This window comes from Streptomyces sp. NPDC003042, from assembly GCF_053591315.1.
Genome location: NZ_JBSFTP010000013.1, coordinates 1 through 15,819, shown reverse-complemented (window position 1 = coordinate 15,819; position 15,819 = coordinate 1). Strand labels below are relative to the sequence as shown.

Genomic DNA, 15,819 nt, shown 5'->3' with positions numbered 1-15,819 from the left:
CCCTTCGAAGTCGTGGGGCGGGGGTTCTCCTGTGGGGTGATCGATCGACAGTGAAGCGGTCGCCGGGCCGTGCGGCAAGAGTGCCGGGGATCTTTGGTCCTCGCTTGACCGATGTCCTGTTGAAGAAGGGAACTTGGGGAGGATTTGCGGTCGGCGCGGCCCGGGGCGGCGCGGCCCGGCGCGGCGACGGCGCGAAGTCGGGTAGAGGATGAACCTCATGCGGATCCGCATCGAAGCAACCGACCTGCCGGGCCGCACCTGCGCGGCCGGCTCCGGCTTCCCGGGCTACACCGGCATCCACGTCGCGGTGCAACGCCGGGACCGGCGGCGGAGCTTCTCGACGCCCCCGGCCGTGGATACGGCCGCGGACGCCCCCCCGTGCCGGTCAGCCCGGCAGGTGAGCCTGACGTGAGGCGCACTTCCACACCACGGCCCGGGTCTGGCCGGAGGCGGTCACGGCGCTGCCGGCCGCCCGGTCGTCGTCGGACATGGCGACGGCCTCGGTGGCCTTCCCGGCCGACAGCCGGGGCAGCGCCAGCAGAGGCCCCGAGCCGGGCCACAGCACGGCCTGGTCGGCCCCGTTCGCGGCGTCCTCCGGGTGGAACCGGGCGGTGCCGACGGCCACACCGGTCGAGGGGCTGATCCCGTCGAGACTCGCGTACGGGTGGGTGCTCAGCCGGCCCGGCGAGGTGCCTGGGGTGCCGGGCGGGCTGGTCCACACCCACGGCGTCCACTGGTAGCCGGGCCCGTACCAGTCGCTGCCCACGATCGTGCCGTCGGCCGCGATGTCCGTCACCCAGCTGGTGTTGTGGCCGCCGCCGGCCTTCGGGAGGACCTGCGCCGCGCTCCCGTCCCCCGGCCACAGAACGGGGTAGGACTCCTCGACCCGTCCACCGGTGTCCGGTTCCACCCTCTGCACCGTCGCGACCACGTCACCGCGGGAGTTGATCCCGCCGATGGTCAGGACGTACGTGTCCGGGCCGAGCTCCTCGGGAATGGTGAGCGTGCGCTCCACCGCCCCGTCGGCGTAGACCCGGATGGATCGGTCGCCGTACCCTCCCGCGACCACGCGGCCCGCGTCGTTGACGTCCAGACCGCCGCTCCACTGCGTGGCGCCGGGCAGCTCGGTGACGGAGGCGTCGCCCGCCCGGTAGGTGAAGTCCACCTGGTGCGTGGTGCCGTAGGGCCGGTACCGGCCGGTCATCAGACCGTTCTGGTTCACCCCGACCAGCTCGCCCTCGGCCCGGCTGTCGGGGACGGGAACCCGGTGCACCGCGGTGCCGGTCCAGTAGACCGCCTTGCCCCGGGACGAGCCGACCGACAGGGCGCCGCGGCCGAGGGCGCGTACGCCCTCCTTCGGCCAGGACACCTCGGTGCCGGGCAGCGCCCCCAGCGCGGTCAGCGCGGGCTCGCAGCGCGCGGCGGCGTTCGCCGTGGCCGGTCCGGCGGCCGTGACCAGCCCGGCCAGCGCGACCGCGGCACCGATGGCGGCCATGGTCTTCCTCATGTGGGTCCCCCTGGGTCGTACGTACGGGTGCGTATGCGTGAGCGTGCGTGCTCATGCTGCCTTCGAAAGGGGACGGACGAGGCCGGAATGGTACAGACCGCTTCCGGCCGGCCGGCACTCCTCAGACGCTCCGCAGCAGAGCGGCCACCAGGCGCTCGGTCGTCTCCCGGGGATCCGTCGGGACGTCGGGGCTGCGTGTCATCAGCAGGTGGTGCACCGTGCCGACCAGGGCGAGCGCGATCGTGGCCGCATCGGCATCCGGCGCCACCCTTCCGAGGCGCAGTTCGGCCTCCAGGTAGGCGGTGATCGCCTCCTGCATGGCGGCGAATCCCGGCGCGCCGGACCGCAGCGCCTGGCGGGTGTGCAGGGAGGCGCCGGGGCGGGTCATGGCCAGGCCGACGACCGCGGGATCCAGGGAGTCCAGCAGCGCGAGCGCGACCTCGGCCAGATTGTCGGCGACGCCGCCCTGCCCCACCCGGGCGGCCAGCCCCCGCGCGTGCCGGGCGCTGCGGGCGAAGCGGTCGAGGACCAGTTCGGCGACGAACTCGTCCAGTCCGGCGAAGTGCGTGTGCAGGACCCCCTTGGCGCACTCCGCCTCCGCCGTGACCGCACGGCTGGTCAGCGCGGCCGCGCCGTCTCGGGCCACCACCCGTTCCGCGGCCGCGAACAGCCGCTCTCGAAGATCGGGGATCGCCACTCCACGCGGTGACATAAGACCTCATCACTGATTGTCGGTTGCGAGTATGGGCGTACGCCCATACTCTTTGGGCACTTGCCCATTCTAGGCGCGGAGGCACCCGATGGATCACCTCGTCAACACCGATCAGGCCCAGGCGTGGAACGGCTACGAGGGCACTCACTGGGCCCGTCACCAGGACCGCTGGGACGCGGTCAACGACGGCTTCAACGCAACCCTCCTCGACGCCGCCTCCATCGGCGCCCGCGAACGGGTCTTGGACATCGGCTGCGGCGCCGGCCGCACCACGCGCCTGGCCGCCCGCCAGGCCGTCGAAGGCGGCGCCCTGGGCCTGGACCTGTCGGCCCCGATGCTGGAGCGCGCCCGCGCGAGCGCCGACCGGGAAGGGCTGGAGAACGTGACCTTCACCCAGGGCGACGCCCAGGTCCACGACTTCACCCCCGGAGCGTTCGACGTGGCCGTCAGCCGGTACGGGGTGATGTTCTTCGCCGACCCCGTGGCCGCCTTCACGAACATCGGGCGCGCGCTGCGCCCGGGCGGGCGCCTGGCCTTCATCTGCGCGGCGGAAGCCGAGGGCAACGAGTGGCTCCAGGCCCTCGCCTCGCTGCGCGGCATCCTGCCGATCGGGGAGTTCGGCGCCCCGGGAGCCCCGGGCATGTTCTCCTTCGCCGACCGCTACCGCCCCCTGCGGATCCTGTCGACCGCGGGCTTCGAGGCGGCCCGAGCGGTACGGGTCGAGGCGTACGGGGACTGGGGGCGCGACGCCGAAGAGGCGGCCGCGTTCCTGCTGGACTCCGGCCCCGGGCGCCACCTCCTCGACCAGGTCGGGCCCGAACAGCGGGAACGCGCCCACCGGACGCTCGCCGACGCGCTGCGCCCGTACGAGAGCGGCGGCGCCGTACGGCTGCGCAGCTCGTCCTGGCTGGTCACCGCGGGCCGGCCGCGCTGAGCGTCGCCGCCGCGGGCCCGATCCGGCCCCGAAGACGTGAAACCGAGAGCGGGGTGAGGAGCGTCCCCTCTTCCGGGGGTGGTGTTCGTGCCGGAGAGGGAACCGCGGACGCGGCGGTTCGTCGCGGCCCTGCCCGCCGTCGCCGCCGTGGCCGTGTACGGCTGGGCCCACTGGTGCTTCGCGGGTCCCTCGTCACCGCCGGTCGCGGTCGCGGTGGCGGGCGGAGCGCTGCTGCTCGTCGGCGCCTGCGTCGCGTACTTCGTATTGGTCGCCGGTAGCGGCGCCCTCTTCGGGGCTGTCTTGCTGGCCCTGGGACTGCTGCTGACCGTGGCGAGCGCGGATCAGGCGTCGGCGCGCACGGAAGTCGCCACCTGCGTCGTACGCGAGGTCCACGACACGCTTCAGGGCTCCTACGGCGAGGGCGGTCCGCCCCCGAAGACCGTGTACCGCCTCGTGCTGGCCTGCCCGGGCGGCTACCCCGCCGAGCTCAAGGACGACCGGCCCCTTGCCGCCGTGGGTGAGGAGGTCGAGGTCGCCTACGACCCCCGGCGCCGGGTGTCACCGGCGGTGGAGGGCGAGACCGCGCCATGGAAACCCGCCCTCTTCGCAGTCCTCCTCCTCGCCCTCAGCGCGGTGATGGCCCGCGGAAGGCGCCCACCGGATCGGTAGGGCGCGAAGAGGACGCCGCTGTCGGCGGCCCTCGCCTCGCCGGAGCGGGGCGGGGGCCAACGGGGTGAGGCCCCGTCGCGGCCGGGTGGCCAGGCCGCACCCCGTAAAAAGCGCCTACCCGTGCGATGCCCTGCCATGCCCTGGCCGTACGTGGTGCGGCTGTCGCCGGTCGGGTCGGTTGCGCCGAGCGCGGCTCCCGGCCGCTGCGACCACCCGTACGGGTGACGCCCGATGCGTGCCGGGGCCGGTGGGGCGTTACACCCATGCCGGCGGCCTGTCTCCCCGAGCTCACCATCAGCCGAAGGAGAGAAGTCCACGTGTTCCACGCAGCCGTGCGGCGGGTCGCGCGTCATTGCGCGGTCCTGGCCGCGGGGCGCCACCGCGGCGCTCGCCCTCGTCGCCACCCCCGTCCCCGCCTCGGCTTCGGCCCGGACCGGGGGACCGGTCCTCGACCGGGAGTTCGCCGACCCCGACATCGTGAAGGTGGGCGGCACCTACCACGCGTACGCCACCAACGGCGACGGCAAGTACGTGCAGCACGCCACCTCCGAGGACTTGACCCACTGGTCGACGGCCCACGCGGACGCCCTGCCCGCGGTCGGGGACTGGGCGGATCCCGACCGCAGGAAGGTATGGGCGCCGGAGGTCTTCGACAACGGCGACGGCTTCACCCCGCACTACACCGCCCGCGACCGGGCCGGCGGCAAGCAGTGCATCGGCGTCGCGCCCTCCTCCTCGCCCCAGGGGCCGTTCCGGCCGGCCGGTCAGGGGCCGCTGGTCTGCCCGCTCGCCCAGGGCGGTGCCATCGACGCCTCCAGCTACGAGGAGGACGGCCGGCGGTACCTGCTCTGGAAGAACGACGGCAACTGCTGCCGTCTGAGCACGGGGCTCCACCTCCAGCCCGTCTCCCGGGACGGCACCCGAATCACCGGCGACCCCGTCACTCTCATCGGTCAGGACCTCGACTGGGAAGCGGGGACCGTCGAGGCGCCCATGCTCGTCAAGCGCGACGGTCGCTACGTACTCCTCTACTCGGCCGGTTCCTACGACGGCGACCACTACAAGGTCGGCTACGCGGTGGCCGCCACCCTCACCGGCCCGTACACCAAGGCGCCCGTGCCCCTGATGACGACGGACTCCTTCGACGGCGCCGTCGAATTCAAGAACCAGGCGACCGGCCGCTGCCTGGACGAGCGCTCCGAAGCCCATCTGCGCACCTTCCCGTGCGGCAGCCACAGCCAGAAGCACGTACCAGACCTGGTCCTGACACCGCGCTGACCGGCCCGAGGGGGTGAAGCGGGCCGAGGCCACCACGGTCGTGGCCCGCTTCCGCACTGCCGTGACCGGCCCGCAGCCGGGGCGCCGAGGCAAGGGAAGGAGCCCGACGCCCGCACCTCACGCCCTATCGCCTGCCTCCACCGTTCACAGCCCAAGGAGCAGGGGCCATCATCACCCGTGCCAGGTGCTGATGGATCTGCTCCGCCTCGCGGCGAACCTGGCCGGGAACGTCACCACGCTCCCGTATGAGTTGGGCGTATATCGGCGCTTCACTGTCGGTGGTCACTTCTGGCTCCCCTTATCGTGCCCAGGCGCTTTCGGTTTGGCTGGATGAGTGTAGGCGGTGGGGGAAACCGCTCGCGGACGGCGGTGACAACAGACCACTCCGGAGCAGGAGTCGACACGCGAATACCGCTGCCGGCTCGGCCGCAGGGCAGGCGGCCGAGGGGACCGGTATCGCGGAGAGGACCCTCAATGCTTCCTGAAGTGCTCGATCAGACGTGAGTAGCTGTCGTTGGAATGTCCTTCCGCCATGGCCTTGTTGACGAGTTCGAGGGTGTAGGCCGGGAATCCGGCATCGATGCCGCGTGCCCGGCTCTCGTGGACCAGGTCCTCGACCGACGGCCGGTGGTGCTGGAGCGCCCCGTACTCGGTCGCGTACCCGCCCCGGTCGACCTCGCCCGCGATCCCCGGGAAGGACGCCGGCAGGGCGGAGAGCAAGGCGCCCGCGTCGTCCAGGAACCGCTCCACCCCGATGCCCTCGCTGGACAGCAGCGCGGCGGCGTGCAGGAAGCCGTTGAGCATGCCCCACATGGTGCCGTGCACGGCCATCCCGTACAGGGGCGGTAGGCCGGCGTCGTCGGCGATGAGGGCCCCCCTGCCGGCGAGCAGCCGGAGCGTGGGCCGGTAGCGGTCGTACACGGCGCGGGAGCCGCCGTAGAACACCACCGTCTCCGCGGCGCCGACGCCGGGGGCGATCGTCATGATCTGGCCGTGGAGGTACTCCGCCCCCTGCTGCTCGGCCCACTCGGCCAGAACTCTGGCCTCGGCGGACGTACCGTCCGTCAGGTTGACCACGGCGCGGCCGGCCAGCGCCTCACCCGAGGATTCCAACAGCTCGCGGGCCGTCGCGTTGCCCTTCACGCTGACGACCACCAGCGCACTGGCGGCGACGGCATCGCGCACGGTCGCAGCCCGCTCGGCGCCGTTGGCGACCAAGGCGTCGGCCTTTCCCGGGCTCCGGTTCCACACCGTGGTCGGATGGCCCCCGTTCAGGAAGGCGCTCGCGAGCGCGAAGCCCATCTCTCCCAGACCGATCACGGTGACGCCCGGCCGTCGTTCGTCGCGTCCTGACACATCAGTCATTGAAATCTCCCTCGTACGCGTGGTCATGGCCCCGTGGCCGCCTGGAATCCCACGCTAAAAGCTCAACCGCACTTCAGGTCAACACGTGTTCGATCGGCGGCAGCACCGTGCGGGGGTCGCCGCCCGCGAACCACACCCCGATCACGAACGCGGCGGCGGCCTCCACGTAGCCGGGTACCGGGCCAATCGCGTCTGCCGGGACCTCGAAGACGATCGGCCCGCGTGATCCAGGGCGCGGCAGACGGGTTCGATGTTCATCGCGGAGATGCTCGCCGGCGCCGCAGGGCTGTCCACCGCTTTACGCCTCGGCGGAGGGTGATCGTCCCGAACAGGCAGCCGCCACTGCGCAGGACGCGGCGCGGCCCCGCCGCCCGGAGCGGGGACAGCCCGGCGGGCGGCGGCTACCGCGCACAGCGGCGTCCCGTCCCCACACCGCTTGAGGCGCTCCGGGCCGGGCAGGCGCACCGTGTGACGGCGCACAGGCCGGTACGAGGAACCCGTACGAGGGGTGAACCGGACCCGACCACGCCCAGCAGCCGCCCGAACACGTCCGGAACCACCCGACTGAAGGAACCGAAGGAAGTGACCGAAGGTGCGCATCGCGTTCCTTACGGCGCCCGAGGGCGTCGAGGAGATCGAACTCACCGAACCCTGGAAGGCCGTACTCGCCGCGGGCTGGAACCCCCAGCTGGTCTCGACCGCCCCCGGCCGGGTCCGCGCGTTCAACCACTTCGACAAGGCGGGCAGCTACACCGTCGACCACGTCCTGGCCGGTGACACCGCGGACGCCTTCGACGCACTCGTGCTCCCGGGCGGCGTCGCCAACCCCGACGCCCTGAGGATGGACGAGCGGGCCGTCGGCTTCACCCGTGACTTCTTCACCGTCGGCAAACCCGTCGCGGCCATCTGCCACGCCCCCTGGACGCTCGTGGAAGCCGACGTCGTCCGCGGCCGGACCCTGACCTCGTGGCCCAGCCTCGCGACCGACATCCGCAATGCGGGCGGCACGTGGGTGGACGAGGAGGTCTGTGTCTGCCACGCCGGGAGCGCCGCCCTGATCACCAGCCGCAAGCCGGATGATCTGGACGCGTTCTGCCGGACCTTCGTCAAGGAGTTCGCCGACGGGCAGCAGGACGAGCCGCAGTGATGCCACGCCCGAGGAAGCCCGGGAAGGCAAGAACAGGGAGTTCCCATGACCAGCGCCTCGCGACAGCCCTCCGAAGAGGTGGCGGTCGCGGTCAGTGACTGCTCCGAGCAGGCCGGCCGTACCGTCCTGGACGTGCTGGAGCACGCCTTCCACGCCGATTCGCGGCCCGGCACCGGAGGCCGGGCCACGGTGTGGACCGCGACACTCGACGTGGCGAGGCCCCGCGAGCCGGCCGCTCCCGCGCATCTCGACGGCCGCGTGAGCGTCGGGCTCCAGGGCGGCTACCGCGCGGTCGACCAGGTGCTCGCCGCACTGGCCGAGGCCTTCACGATCGACATGGGCGGTACAGCGGCGGGAGACCAGGAGAAGGACGTCCAGCTCTGGGTCCGATCCGGCTGACCTGCGAGGTTTGTCGCGCGAAGCCCTGGGCAGCCGCACACCAAACCGACGAGGCCCCGAATGGAGGCCCCCATGTCAACAGGCACGCTCATTGCCATCATCGTCGCCGCGGCGCTCGTACTGATCGCGCTCGCCGTGGGCCTGTGGGCGCTGTCGCGCCGACGGCGCCTGCAGGACCGGTTCGGAGCCGAGTACACGCGCACGGTCGATGAGGAAGGCGGCCGGCTGGCCGCCGAGCGCGAGCTGCGCGCCCGCGAGGAGCGCCACGCCGAGCTCGACATCAAGGAGCTCCCGCCCGAGCGCCGCCGCCACTACGCGGACGAGTGGAGCAACGTCCAGGAGCGCTTCGTGGACCGTCCGGACGGGGCCGTCGCGCAGGCCGACGATCTGGTGGCGCGCCTGATGAGGGAGCGCGGCTATCCGACCGACGGCTACGAGGACCAACTGCGGGACCTGTCGGTGGAACACGGCAGCACCCTCAAGCACTACCGCGCCGCGCACGACGTGAAGGTGCGCAGCGGTGAGGACAAGGCGACCACGGAGGAGCTCCGCGGGGCGATGGTGCACTACCGCGCCCTGTTCGACGAGCTGCTCAGCGAGCAAGGAGGCCGATGACATGCAGGACCATGGCGACCCCGATGCCCTCCCCGGTGAGGGTGGTCTGACCACGGAGGACCTCGCCCGCCCGGATACGACGGAGCAGAGCGCGGTCTACCCGGGAGAGGCCACGACAGGGCCGGACGAGGAGCGCGACACGGGGGCGGACGAGGAAACGATCGCCGGGGACCAGACCGGGGACCAGACCGGAGACCAAGCCGGGGAGGAGGCCCGCTCCGAGCCCGACGGCGAGGAGGAGCCGCTTCTCGACAGCAAGGAGGCGCAGGAGTACCGCGCGACGTGGAGTGACATCCAGGGCCGGTTCGTCGACGATCCGCAGGACGCGGTCAAGTCCGCGGACATGCTGGTCGCCGAGGTGATGCAGACCCTCGCGCGGACATTCTCGGACCGGAAGAAGGGGCTGGAGGGCCAGTGGGACCGCGGCGACGAGGTCGCCACGGAGGATCTGCGGCTGGCGTTGCAGCACTACCGCTCGTTCTTCAACCGTCTCCTCAAGACCTGACGGGGGAGTGCCCGACCGGCTCTCAGGGGCGCAGCGCCCCCCGTACGGACAAGCCGTGGTGGCGGCGGAGCCGGTGGACCTCCCAGCAGGACAGGGCCGTCACGGTGACGGGCGCGCCCAGGATGAAGACGAGGCGAGCGGCGGGCGGAACCTGGGCGTAGGCGCCGGTGATCAGGTCCAGTGCCGCCATCTCCCACACCAGCGTGGTGGCGAGCAGCGGCGCCACCAGCTCGTGGATGTCAGCGGTGCGGAAGACGTGGACGAGCGACAGTCCGATGCCGTAGAGGGCGAATCCGAGCGACCACAGACACATCACGCCCAGGACGATCTTTCCCGGGAGGCCGACGGCGTCACGCAGTCCCTGAGCGTCCGGCGCCATGGCGAGAGGGAAGGTCGCCATGGAAGCCATCAGAGCCACCACCGCTCCGAGTGAGCGCAGGGCCCGCAGCAGGTAGACACGGCGCATCCCGCCACGGGTGAGGGCCACGAACGCGCCGACCACGACGGGGAAGGTGCAGGCCAGTACGAGAACGCTGACCCAGCTCTGGTTGAAGCGGTCGTTGGCGACCGCCTCGACGTCCTGCGCGCTGCTGATGGCCGAGTACGTGAGCGTCAGCGAGAGCCACGCGGCGAGGCCCGCCACCGTCCGCCACACCTGGAGCCCCCGCACCGTGGGGTCCTGGACGATGCCGGGGCGTGAGGGGCGAAAGACGCGCTGGGCGGCGTACAGGGGGTTGAACACCATCCGGACGAGCTTCTGGCGCCGCGTCAGCCCCCGCGGAGCGGGCGGCGGCGGCACGGGCGGGTAGGGATACGGGTACGGATACCCCGACGGTGGGGCAGGCGGATACGGGTACCCCTGCGGTGGCACGGGCGGGACACCCGGAGGTGGTGTGTGGCCGGGCCATGGCGCGGGGCCGCTGCCGCCACCCGGCGGCCCCGGGTATCCGCCGCCCCCACCGTTGTACGTACTCACGCGTTCTACCCCCGTCGCAGCTCCAGTCGAGCCCTGGCATGCTACCCGCGCCCTCGACGGCCAAGCCGCCACCCGACCCGCTTACGCGCTCTCCTCGCCGGCGGCCGTACGCGAGGCGAGTTCGGCCCCGGTCCGGTACAGCTCGATCAGCAGGGGCCGCAGCGCCCAGCCGGTCGGGGTGAGGCGGTAGCGCGTGCGGGCGGGGAAGCCGGAGAGCCGCTCCCGGGCGGCGAGGCCGCGGTCTTCGAGCGTGCGCAGCCGCTCGGTCAGCACCTTGGGGCTGATCTCCGGCAGCCGGGCGGCGAGGTCCCCGAAGGAGAACGGCCCGTGCATCAGCTCGCGCAGCACCAGCGTCGTCCACCGGCCGGACACCGCCGCGAGCGCGAGCTCGACCGGGCAGTGCGGTTCCGGACGCCGGGTCCTGCCGTCGGCGTCCGGCACCAACTCGGCGTCCCAGCCACCCCCGTCCACGTGACTTTCCGTTTGGTGAGCCACTGCGCGGTCGGCTTCGCTGCCGCCATGAACATCGAACGCGATCACGCACCTCATGTTTCCCTGACCACTGACCCCGGGCAACACCCCGCCGTGTTCGCCGCGGCCTTCAACAGCGGCGATCCGGCGGCCGTCCGGCAGGTGTACGAGGCGGAAGCCGTCTTCGTCCCCAGGCCGGGAGCGCCCGTGACGGGGGCCTCGCTGGCTTCGGCCACGGAGGATTTCCTCGCACTGGGCCTGCCGATCGAGGTGCGTCCCCGACACACGTACACTACGGGCGATCTCGCCCTGCTGATCGTCGACTGGACCATCGACGGTACCGGGCCCGACGGAGTGCCCGTGCACTTGCGGGGAACCGCCACCGATGTGGCCCGACGCGGAGCGGACGGACTGTGGCGCTATGCCATCGACAACCCGTTCGGAGCGGCCTCCGGCTGACGCCCCGGTAGGGCACCGTGCTCAACCGGCTTCGAACACGCTGCCCGCACATCCCGCCGCCCGGTGAGCCTGAACCGGCAAGCGCCGGTCGTCCGGGTCGCGGGGTGATACTCCTGTTACACCGGCCGAGTTGTGGCTGCGCCTCCACGGAGCGGAGCCCCGGCCGGGAAGGTACCGAGTAGGGAGCGTCGGGGTATGCCGTCCATGAACACCTCTTCCACCGACGAGGCATGCCCCGACGAGGTCCCCCCGGCCGCCGGCGAGCGGGGAGCCGCCGCCTGATGGTGCTCTACATCGACATCGCCTGGCTGCTCGACATTCAGGAACAGGCCGTCCCCGAAGACGTCACCGTGGCCGACTACTCGGCCCTCGTCGCCGCGGTATCCCGCCACAAGACCCGCATCCCCCGCCCGGCCGCCGCCGAGCCGGACGCGGCCTGGCGGGCGGCGTCCCTGATGCACACCCTCGTACGGCTGGAACCCCTCCCGTACCGCAACTCCCTGTACGCCTGCCAGGTCGCCGTCGCCTACATGCATGCCTCCGGCGAAGGCATCGACCCCCCGTACGGCGCCCTGGTGGAACTGGTCCGCGACATCCGGGCCCGCGGGGCGGGGGTCTACCAAGCGGCCGACCGGATCCGTACCTGGCGTATCTGAACGTCGCGGCGACGTTCCGGCCCCTGCCGAAGGGGTCACGTCCGACGGATCGCCGCCGCTGCCCATCGAGCGAAGCCCGCCATGTTGCGCGGGCAGCGCCAGCGGGACTCCGGCTCGGGGGCGTCGCCCTTCCCGTCGAGGTCCTCCCACTCGTATTCCGAGTTCCCGGCCAGCAGCGACAGAAGCACCTCGAAGGAGCCCAACTGCCCCTCGAGGTCACCGTCGTCGCACGGATGGACCTCGTGACCGCAGGCACGGTTCGTGGCGGCCGGATCCTCAGCGGCGTCCAGCAGCGCTGCCGCGGCCGCGTTCGCCACGCTGGGATCGGCCTCCCACACCGCATGGCCGTACATCAACACGAGCCCCATCGTGAAGAACGCCGTCACATCCGGATCCTGGGGCACGGCAGCCCGCGCCACGCGGAACTGCTCCACACAGGCCAGCAAGGTCTCGTCCGGCTCCCCCAGGAAGTACCCCTGCCAGATCGACTCCCAGTCGCCGGCCAGCTCTTCCGCATCCGCAATCATGATCAGTACGACGCCGGGCCCACGGTGCCGGTTCCCGCGTCGCTCATGCGGTGACGCCCTACACGTCTTCCCAGGCCATCGAGCTCATCCTCCAGCCGGCAGGCGTTCGGACGAACTGGGTGGTCTTGCGTCCGGAGCCCTCGAACCACTCGCCGGCGAGGAAACCGGACTTGCGGTACTCGCTGAACCGGTGCGCGATCGAGCCGAGGATTTCGGTCCGCTCGGCGACTTCCCATTCGGAGAACTCCGTCAGCGTCCCGTCCGTGAGCATCCTCTGCCGGGGCTCCACGAACGCGTCGAGGTCGTAGACGACGGGCTCGTCCCCGACGTTCTTGATGATCATTCCTTGCGGAATGAACACCTCACGGACAACGTCGACGTGCGGCCGGCTGCCGCCGGTATTGGTGAACGCACCGAGGAAGGTGCGCATCAGCTGGTCGAGTTCGGCCTGGACGTCGGACACGGGTATCCCTCCCACGGTGAACGCCTCGCGCCTGATCGTCGCCCACTGCCGGCGTGTCGGCAAGCTCCAGTCCCGTGCGAAGTTCTCTCAGGTCGCCGGGTGTAGGTGCCCGGCCGGCGGGGGAGGAAGGTGGTCGGGCGCCTGTGAATGAGCGCCGGGGTGGTCCGAGCCCGGGTCACCCGCTGTCTTGGACAGAAGGATGAGTATGGCCAGCGGCACCGTGAAGTGGTTCAACTCCGAAAAGGGCTTCGGCTTCATCGCCCAGGAAGGAGGCGGACCGGACGTCTTCGCCCACTACTCCAACATTTCCGGCAACGGATACCGCGAGCTGACGGAGGGCGAGGCCGTGACGTTCGACGTCACGCAGGGCCAGAAGGGCCCCCAGGCGGAGAACATCGTCCGCGCCTGACCGTCCCGGCCCTGGCCCCGGCCCGCTCCCTTTCCGACCGCGCCCTGGACTCCCTCGGAGTCGTGCGGGGCACGGCCGGCAGGGCGCGGGCGGGGCCGAGGGACGGGCGGGTCAGTTGACGCCCAGGGCCACCACGCAGGCGTCGTCCTCGTGGTCCTCCAGCGTGTACGCGTCCATGATGCGGTCGAGGGTCTTCTGCGGGCTGAGCCCGCCGCAGGTCAGCAGCACTTCGCGCAGGACGTCTATACCGTGGGTGATGTCCTCGCCGCGCCGCTCGACCATGCCGTCCGTGTAGAGCAGCAGGAGATCTCCGGGGTGAAGGGCCACGGTCGCGGTCTCGTACTCGTGCCCGGGCAGCAGCCCGAAGAGCGGGCCCCGGTGCGCCGTGTCCAGCGCCGAGGCCACGCCGTCACGCAGCAGCAACGGCGCGGGGTGGCCGGCGCACGCCCAGCGCAATCGCCGCCCGGTGTCGATGTGCCCGATGACGCCGGTCGCCGTCTCGGCGGCCGGGTCGGCGCACAGCAGCTCGTTGAGCCAGGTGGTCAGTTGGCCCGCATGGGTGCCCGGTGCGTGCGCCAGACCCGCCAGGGCGTGCCGCTGCTGCGCCATCCGGGCGACCGCACTCAGTCCGTGGCCGCAAGCGTCGCCTATCGCGAGCAGGATCCGGCCGTCCGGCAGCAGCCGGCATTTGTACCAGTCACCGCCCACCGCCGCGTCCGTTTCAGCCGGCAGATACGCGGCCGCCACGGACAGGCCCGCCTGGGCGAGTTCGGCGGAGTGCGTCGGCAGCAGCGCCTCCCGCAGGGCGGAGGCCACCCGCCGTTCGGCGGCCGCCTCCTCACGCAGCGACTCCGTCTGCCTGCGCGTCGCGGCGAGCCGTTGCCGACTGTGCACCTGGGCCGTCAGATCGCGCGCGATGAGGTGGACCGACCACGGAAGCCCGTCGGTCGCGATCACGGGATGTCCCACCAGGTGAAGGGTGCGCACCTCACCGAGCACACTGAAGCGGATCTCGGCTCCGGGCGGCTCCTCCCCGTCGACCAGCGCCAGCAGGAACTTCGCGAAGCGCGGTACGTCCTCCGCGAGGACGGTGTCGCTCAGTTCGGCGAGTGACAGAGGCCGGCCCGCGTCGCTGCGGAAGATCGACGACAGCCCCTCCGACCACGTGACCTCGCCGGACAGCAGGTCCCAGGTGCCCCACCCCATGGAAGCGATGTACTGCGCGTCGAGGGAGAGCAGTTCCGTGCGGTTGCGGGCGGCCCGCCACGTCGCCAGCACCTTGCCGCCGCAGGCCGCGGCGTCGTACAAGAGCTTCGTACGGTGCAGGCCGTCGCTGCGCCGCTCCGTGTAGTCCAGGGCGTACGCCCTGAGGGCTCGGCCGGTGCTCAGTACGGAGTCCAGGGCCCTGACGAGCCCGCCGGACGCGGCGCCCGGCTGCACGTCGAGCAGCCGCCGGCCGATCTGGCGGTCAGGCGCCTCCAGCCACTCGGCCGAGCGGATGTGGTTGCCGGCCTCGACCGTGAAGTCGACGGTCCGGCCGGCCTCGTCGCGTACGGGTGTGAGCAGCGCGGCCGACAGCGGTATGGCGGGCAGGGTCGCACAGACGCACGCCCACGGGTCGTACCCGTCGCCGTCGCCCTCGTCACGGCAGCCGTGCCCGGCTCTCCCACCACCGCACGCACACGTCTCCCTCTCGTCGTCCGCCGCCTGAACGCCGACCCGCGCACGAGCCTCCTCGAGCCGTACTCCCGCGTCGTGGCTGGCTGCCTCCCGCAGGGCTTTCACCTGGCGGGCGAGGACCTGCTTGAGCGTGTGGGCGTCCTGGGGGATAAAGGGGCTCATGTGTCATCACCGGCCGGAAGCGGGCACCGACTGTGCCACCGCGGCTACGGGGCGAGCACGCCCGTGCGCAGCCCGGTCAGGAGTGGTGGGGATGGTGCGACTGTGCACAGTGCCTTCCTTCCGTCGGTTTCACGGCTGCACGAACGCCCACCTGCCCGCTTGGCCCGCGGCCCACGCGCACCAGGTGGCCGCAGAGGCCGTCCGGCCTGCGCCGGAAGGACTTACGGCCTGCCGGACACGCCCTGCCGCCCTCGCCCGCGTTCCGGCTCACCCGCCCGGAACGCCGGCTGGACGTACTGCGCCTTACCGGTATCCCCACCCTCGAAACCGAGCCGACCGCGAAAGCCCCGGCGCGGGATCAGTGGGCGGGTCGGCGGGCCTGGACCGGGCGCGTCGGCGATTGCCGGCCCCCCGAGGCCAGCATCCGCACCTCGCCCTGATCGCTGATCTCGGCACGGATGATGCCGGTCTCGTCGGCGTAGACGGGATGGCCGCCGGGGCCCGTCTGCGGGGTGCGCGAGACGATGACGGTGTCCTCTGCCGCCCCGGACTCACCAAGATCGAACACCAGCTCGTATCGATCCCCGCGGTCATCGGTCACCGTGTACCTCCAGATCCGGTCGCCGCGAGGGCGCGCGGCACGCGAAGGGTGTCTGCGTATCAACCTGGGCCATGGGCCGCGATGAGACGCCGCACCACGCGGAATCGGGGTCCGACCGGGTGATGACCGCCGGGACCCAGGGCCGTGTGACGGCCCCGTTCTCGCCGAGGCGTGCGCAGATCCACGCAGGACGGCAGATCCGGTTGGTTCGGCAGCGCCGAGACGCGGCCGCCCGCGAGCGGTCTGTTCAGCCAGGGCGTGTACGCCCTGCTGACCCTGTCCCT

20 protein-coding genes are annotated in these 15,819 nt (G+C 71.9%); 11 read left to right on the top strand and 9 right to left on the bottom strand.

Annotated features, from left to right (window positions below; genetic code table 11):
* The first annotated feature begins 208 nt into the window (after nucleotides 1–208).
* The gene (locus ACWDYJ_RS10090; protein ID WP_451565035.1) at nucleotides 209–412 is read left to right on the top strand and encodes a DUF5990 family protein; all 204 of its coding nucleotides are present in this window, start codon (nucleotides 209–211) and stop codon (nucleotides 410–412) included.
* Here the strand turns inward: ACWDYJ_RS10090 and ACWDYJ_RS10085 are convergent.
* Both ACWDYJ_RS10085 and ACWDYJ_RS10080 read right to left on the bottom strand, forming a co-directional pair.
* Entirely contained in the window at nucleotides 386–1,507 is a 1,122-nt protein-coding gene (locus ACWDYJ_RS10085) for a hypothetical protein (protein WP_451565034.1), read from the bottom strand. The genes ACWDYJ_RS10090 and ACWDYJ_RS10085 overlap by 27 nt on opposite strands.
* A gap of 121 nt (nucleotides 1,508–1,628) precedes the next feature.
* Nucleotides 1,629–2,219, bottom strand: coding sequence for a TetR/AcrR family transcriptional regulator (locus tag ACWDYJ_RS10080; protein ID WP_451565033.1), 591 nt, complete (start codon nucleotides 2,217–2,219; stop codon nucleotides 1,629–1,631).
* An 88-nt stretch (nucleotides 2,220–2,307) separates the two neighbouring features.
* On the opposite strand from ACWDYJ_RS10080, the gene ACWDYJ_RS10075 reads away from it, so the two are divergent.
* The 3 genes from ACWDYJ_RS10075 to ACWDYJ_RS10065 all read left to right on the top strand — a co-directional run bounded on the left by ACWDYJ_RS10075 (nucleotide 2,308) and on the right by ACWDYJ_RS10065 (nucleotide 5,100).
* The gene (locus ACWDYJ_RS10075; RefSeq protein WP_451565032.1) at nucleotides 2,308–3,153 is read left to right on the top strand and encodes a class I SAM-dependent methyltransferase; all 846 of its coding nucleotides are present in this window, start codon (nucleotides 2,308–2,310) and stop codon (nucleotides 3,151–3,153) included.
* A gap of 87 nt (nucleotides 3,154–3,240) precedes the next feature.
* On the top strand, nucleotides 3,241–3,822 hold the full coding sequence (locus ACWDYJ_RS10070; protein WP_451565031.1) for a hypothetical protein: 582 nt from the start codon (nucleotides 3,241–3,243) through the stop codon (nucleotides 3,820–3,822).
* Nucleotides 3,823–4,305: 483 nt separating this feature from the next.
* Complete coding sequence (locus ACWDYJ_RS10065; protein WP_451565030.1) at nucleotides 4,306–5,100, top strand: family 43 glycosylhydrolase; 795 nt, start codon at nucleotides 4,306–4,308, stop codon at nucleotides 5,098–5,100.
* Nucleotides 5,101–5,571: 471 nt separating this feature from the next.
* Here ACWDYJ_RS10065 and ACWDYJ_RS10060 read toward each other — a convergent pair whose 3' ends face one another.
* Nucleotides 5,572–6,465: an NAD(P)-dependent oxidoreductase gene (locus tag ACWDYJ_RS10060; protein ID WP_451565029.1), complete on the bottom strand. Its 894-nt coding sequence runs from the start codon at nucleotides 6,463–6,465 to the stop codon at nucleotides 5,572–5,574.
* Between the two features lie 592 nt (nucleotides 6,466–7,057).
* Between ACWDYJ_RS10060 and ACWDYJ_RS10055 the strand changes: the two genes are divergently transcribed.
* The 4 genes from ACWDYJ_RS10055 (at nucleotide 7,058) to ACWDYJ_RS10040 (ending at nucleotide 9,131) form a co-directional block, all read left to right on the top strand.
* Nucleotides 7,058–7,612 carry a type 1 glutamine amidotransferase domain-containing protein gene (locus ACWDYJ_RS10055; protein ID WP_451565028.1) on the top strand — a complete coding sequence of 185 codons (555 nt, stop codon included), beginning with the start codon at nucleotides 7,058–7,060 and terminating at the stop codon, nucleotides 7,610–7,612.
* A 45-nt stretch (nucleotides 7,613–7,657) separates the two neighbouring features.
* Complete coding sequence (locus ACWDYJ_RS10050; protein WP_451565027.1) at nucleotides 7,658–8,011, top strand: hypothetical protein; 354 nt, start codon at nucleotides 7,658–7,660, stop codon at nucleotides 8,009–8,011.
* A 72-nt stretch (nucleotides 8,012–8,083) separates the two neighbouring features.
* On the top strand, nucleotides 8,084–8,626 hold the full coding sequence (locus tag ACWDYJ_RS10045) for a hypothetical protein (protein WP_451565026.1): 543 nt from the start codon (nucleotides 8,084–8,086) through the stop codon (nucleotides 8,624–8,626).
* Between the two features lies 1 nt (nucleotide 8,627).
* A complete protein-coding gene (locus tag ACWDYJ_RS10040; protein WP_451565025.1) occupies nucleotides 8,628–9,131 on the top strand; it encodes a hypothetical protein in 504 nt (167 codons plus the stop codon).
* 22 nt (nucleotides 9,132–9,153) lie between these two features.
* Here ACWDYJ_RS10040 and ACWDYJ_RS10035 read toward each other — a convergent pair whose 3' ends face one another.
* Nucleotides 9,154–9,876: a hypothetical protein gene (locus tag ACWDYJ_RS10035; RefSeq protein WP_451565024.1), complete on the bottom strand. Its 723-nt coding sequence runs from the start codon at nucleotides 9,874–9,876 to the stop codon at nucleotides 9,154–9,156.
* A 312-nt stretch (nucleotides 9,877–10,188) separates the two neighbouring features.
* Nucleotides 10,189–10,578 (bottom strand): winged helix-turn-helix transcriptional regulator, encoded by a 390-nt coding sequence (locus tag ACWDYJ_RS10030; RefSeq protein ID WP_451565023.1) that lies wholly within the window; start codon nucleotides 10,576–10,578, stop codon nucleotides 10,189–10,191.
* Nucleotides 10,579–10,626: 48 nt separating this feature from the next.
* Here ACWDYJ_RS10030 and ACWDYJ_RS10025 point away from each other — a divergent pair, with 48 nt between their 5' ends.
* Together ACWDYJ_RS10025 and ACWDYJ_RS10020 are read left to right on the top strand one after the other, a co-directional pair.
* Nucleotides 10,627–11,037 (top strand): YybH family protein, encoded by a 411-nt coding sequence (locus ACWDYJ_RS10025; protein WP_451565022.1) that lies wholly within the window; start codon nucleotides 10,627–10,629, stop codon nucleotides 11,035–11,037.
* A gap of 281 nt (nucleotides 11,038–11,318) precedes the next feature.
* A complete protein-coding gene (locus ACWDYJ_RS10020; protein WP_451565021.1) occupies nucleotides 11,319–11,693 on the top strand; it encodes a toxin Doc in 375 nt (124 codons plus the stop codon).
* A 35-nt stretch (nucleotides 11,694–11,728) separates the two neighbouring features.
* Here the strand turns inward: ACWDYJ_RS10020 and ACWDYJ_RS10015 are convergent, their stop codons facing one another.
* A complete protein-coding gene (locus ACWDYJ_RS10015) occupies nucleotides 11,729–12,220 on the bottom strand; it encodes a hypothetical protein (protein WP_451565020.1) in 492 nt (163 codons plus the stop codon).
* 58 nt (nucleotides 12,221–12,278) lie between these two features.
* Nucleotides 12,279–12,650, bottom strand: a complete 372-nt coding sequence (locus ACWDYJ_RS10010; protein WP_451565123.1) for a DUF4440 domain-containing protein — start codon at nucleotides 12,648–12,650, stop codon at nucleotides 12,279–12,281.
* A 238-nt stretch (nucleotides 12,651–12,888) separates the two neighbouring features.
* Here ACWDYJ_RS10010 and ACWDYJ_RS10005 point away from each other — a divergent pair, with 238 nt between their 5' ends.
* A complete protein-coding gene (locus tag ACWDYJ_RS10005; RefSeq protein ID WP_451565019.1) occupies nucleotides 12,889–13,092 on the top strand; it encodes a cold-shock protein in 204 nt (67 codons plus the stop codon).
* A gap of 111 nt (nucleotides 13,093–13,203) precedes the next feature.
* Here the strand turns inward: ACWDYJ_RS10005 and ACWDYJ_RS10000 are convergent, their stop codons facing one another.
* The gene (locus ACWDYJ_RS10000) at nucleotides 13,204–14,934 is read right to left on the bottom strand and encodes a PP2C family protein-serine/threonine phosphatase (RefSeq protein ID WP_451565018.1); all 1,731 of its coding nucleotides are present in this window, start codon (nucleotides 14,932–14,934) and stop codon (nucleotides 13,204–13,206) included.
* Nucleotides 14,935–15,292: 358 nt separating this feature from the next.
* The gene (locus ACWDYJ_RS09995) at nucleotides 15,293–15,535 is read right to left on the bottom strand and encodes a DUF6296 family protein (protein WP_451565017.1); all 243 of its coding nucleotides are present in this window, start codon (nucleotides 15,533–15,535) and stop codon (nucleotides 15,293–15,295) included.
* Nucleotides 15,536–15,819 lie beyond the last annotated feature (284 nt).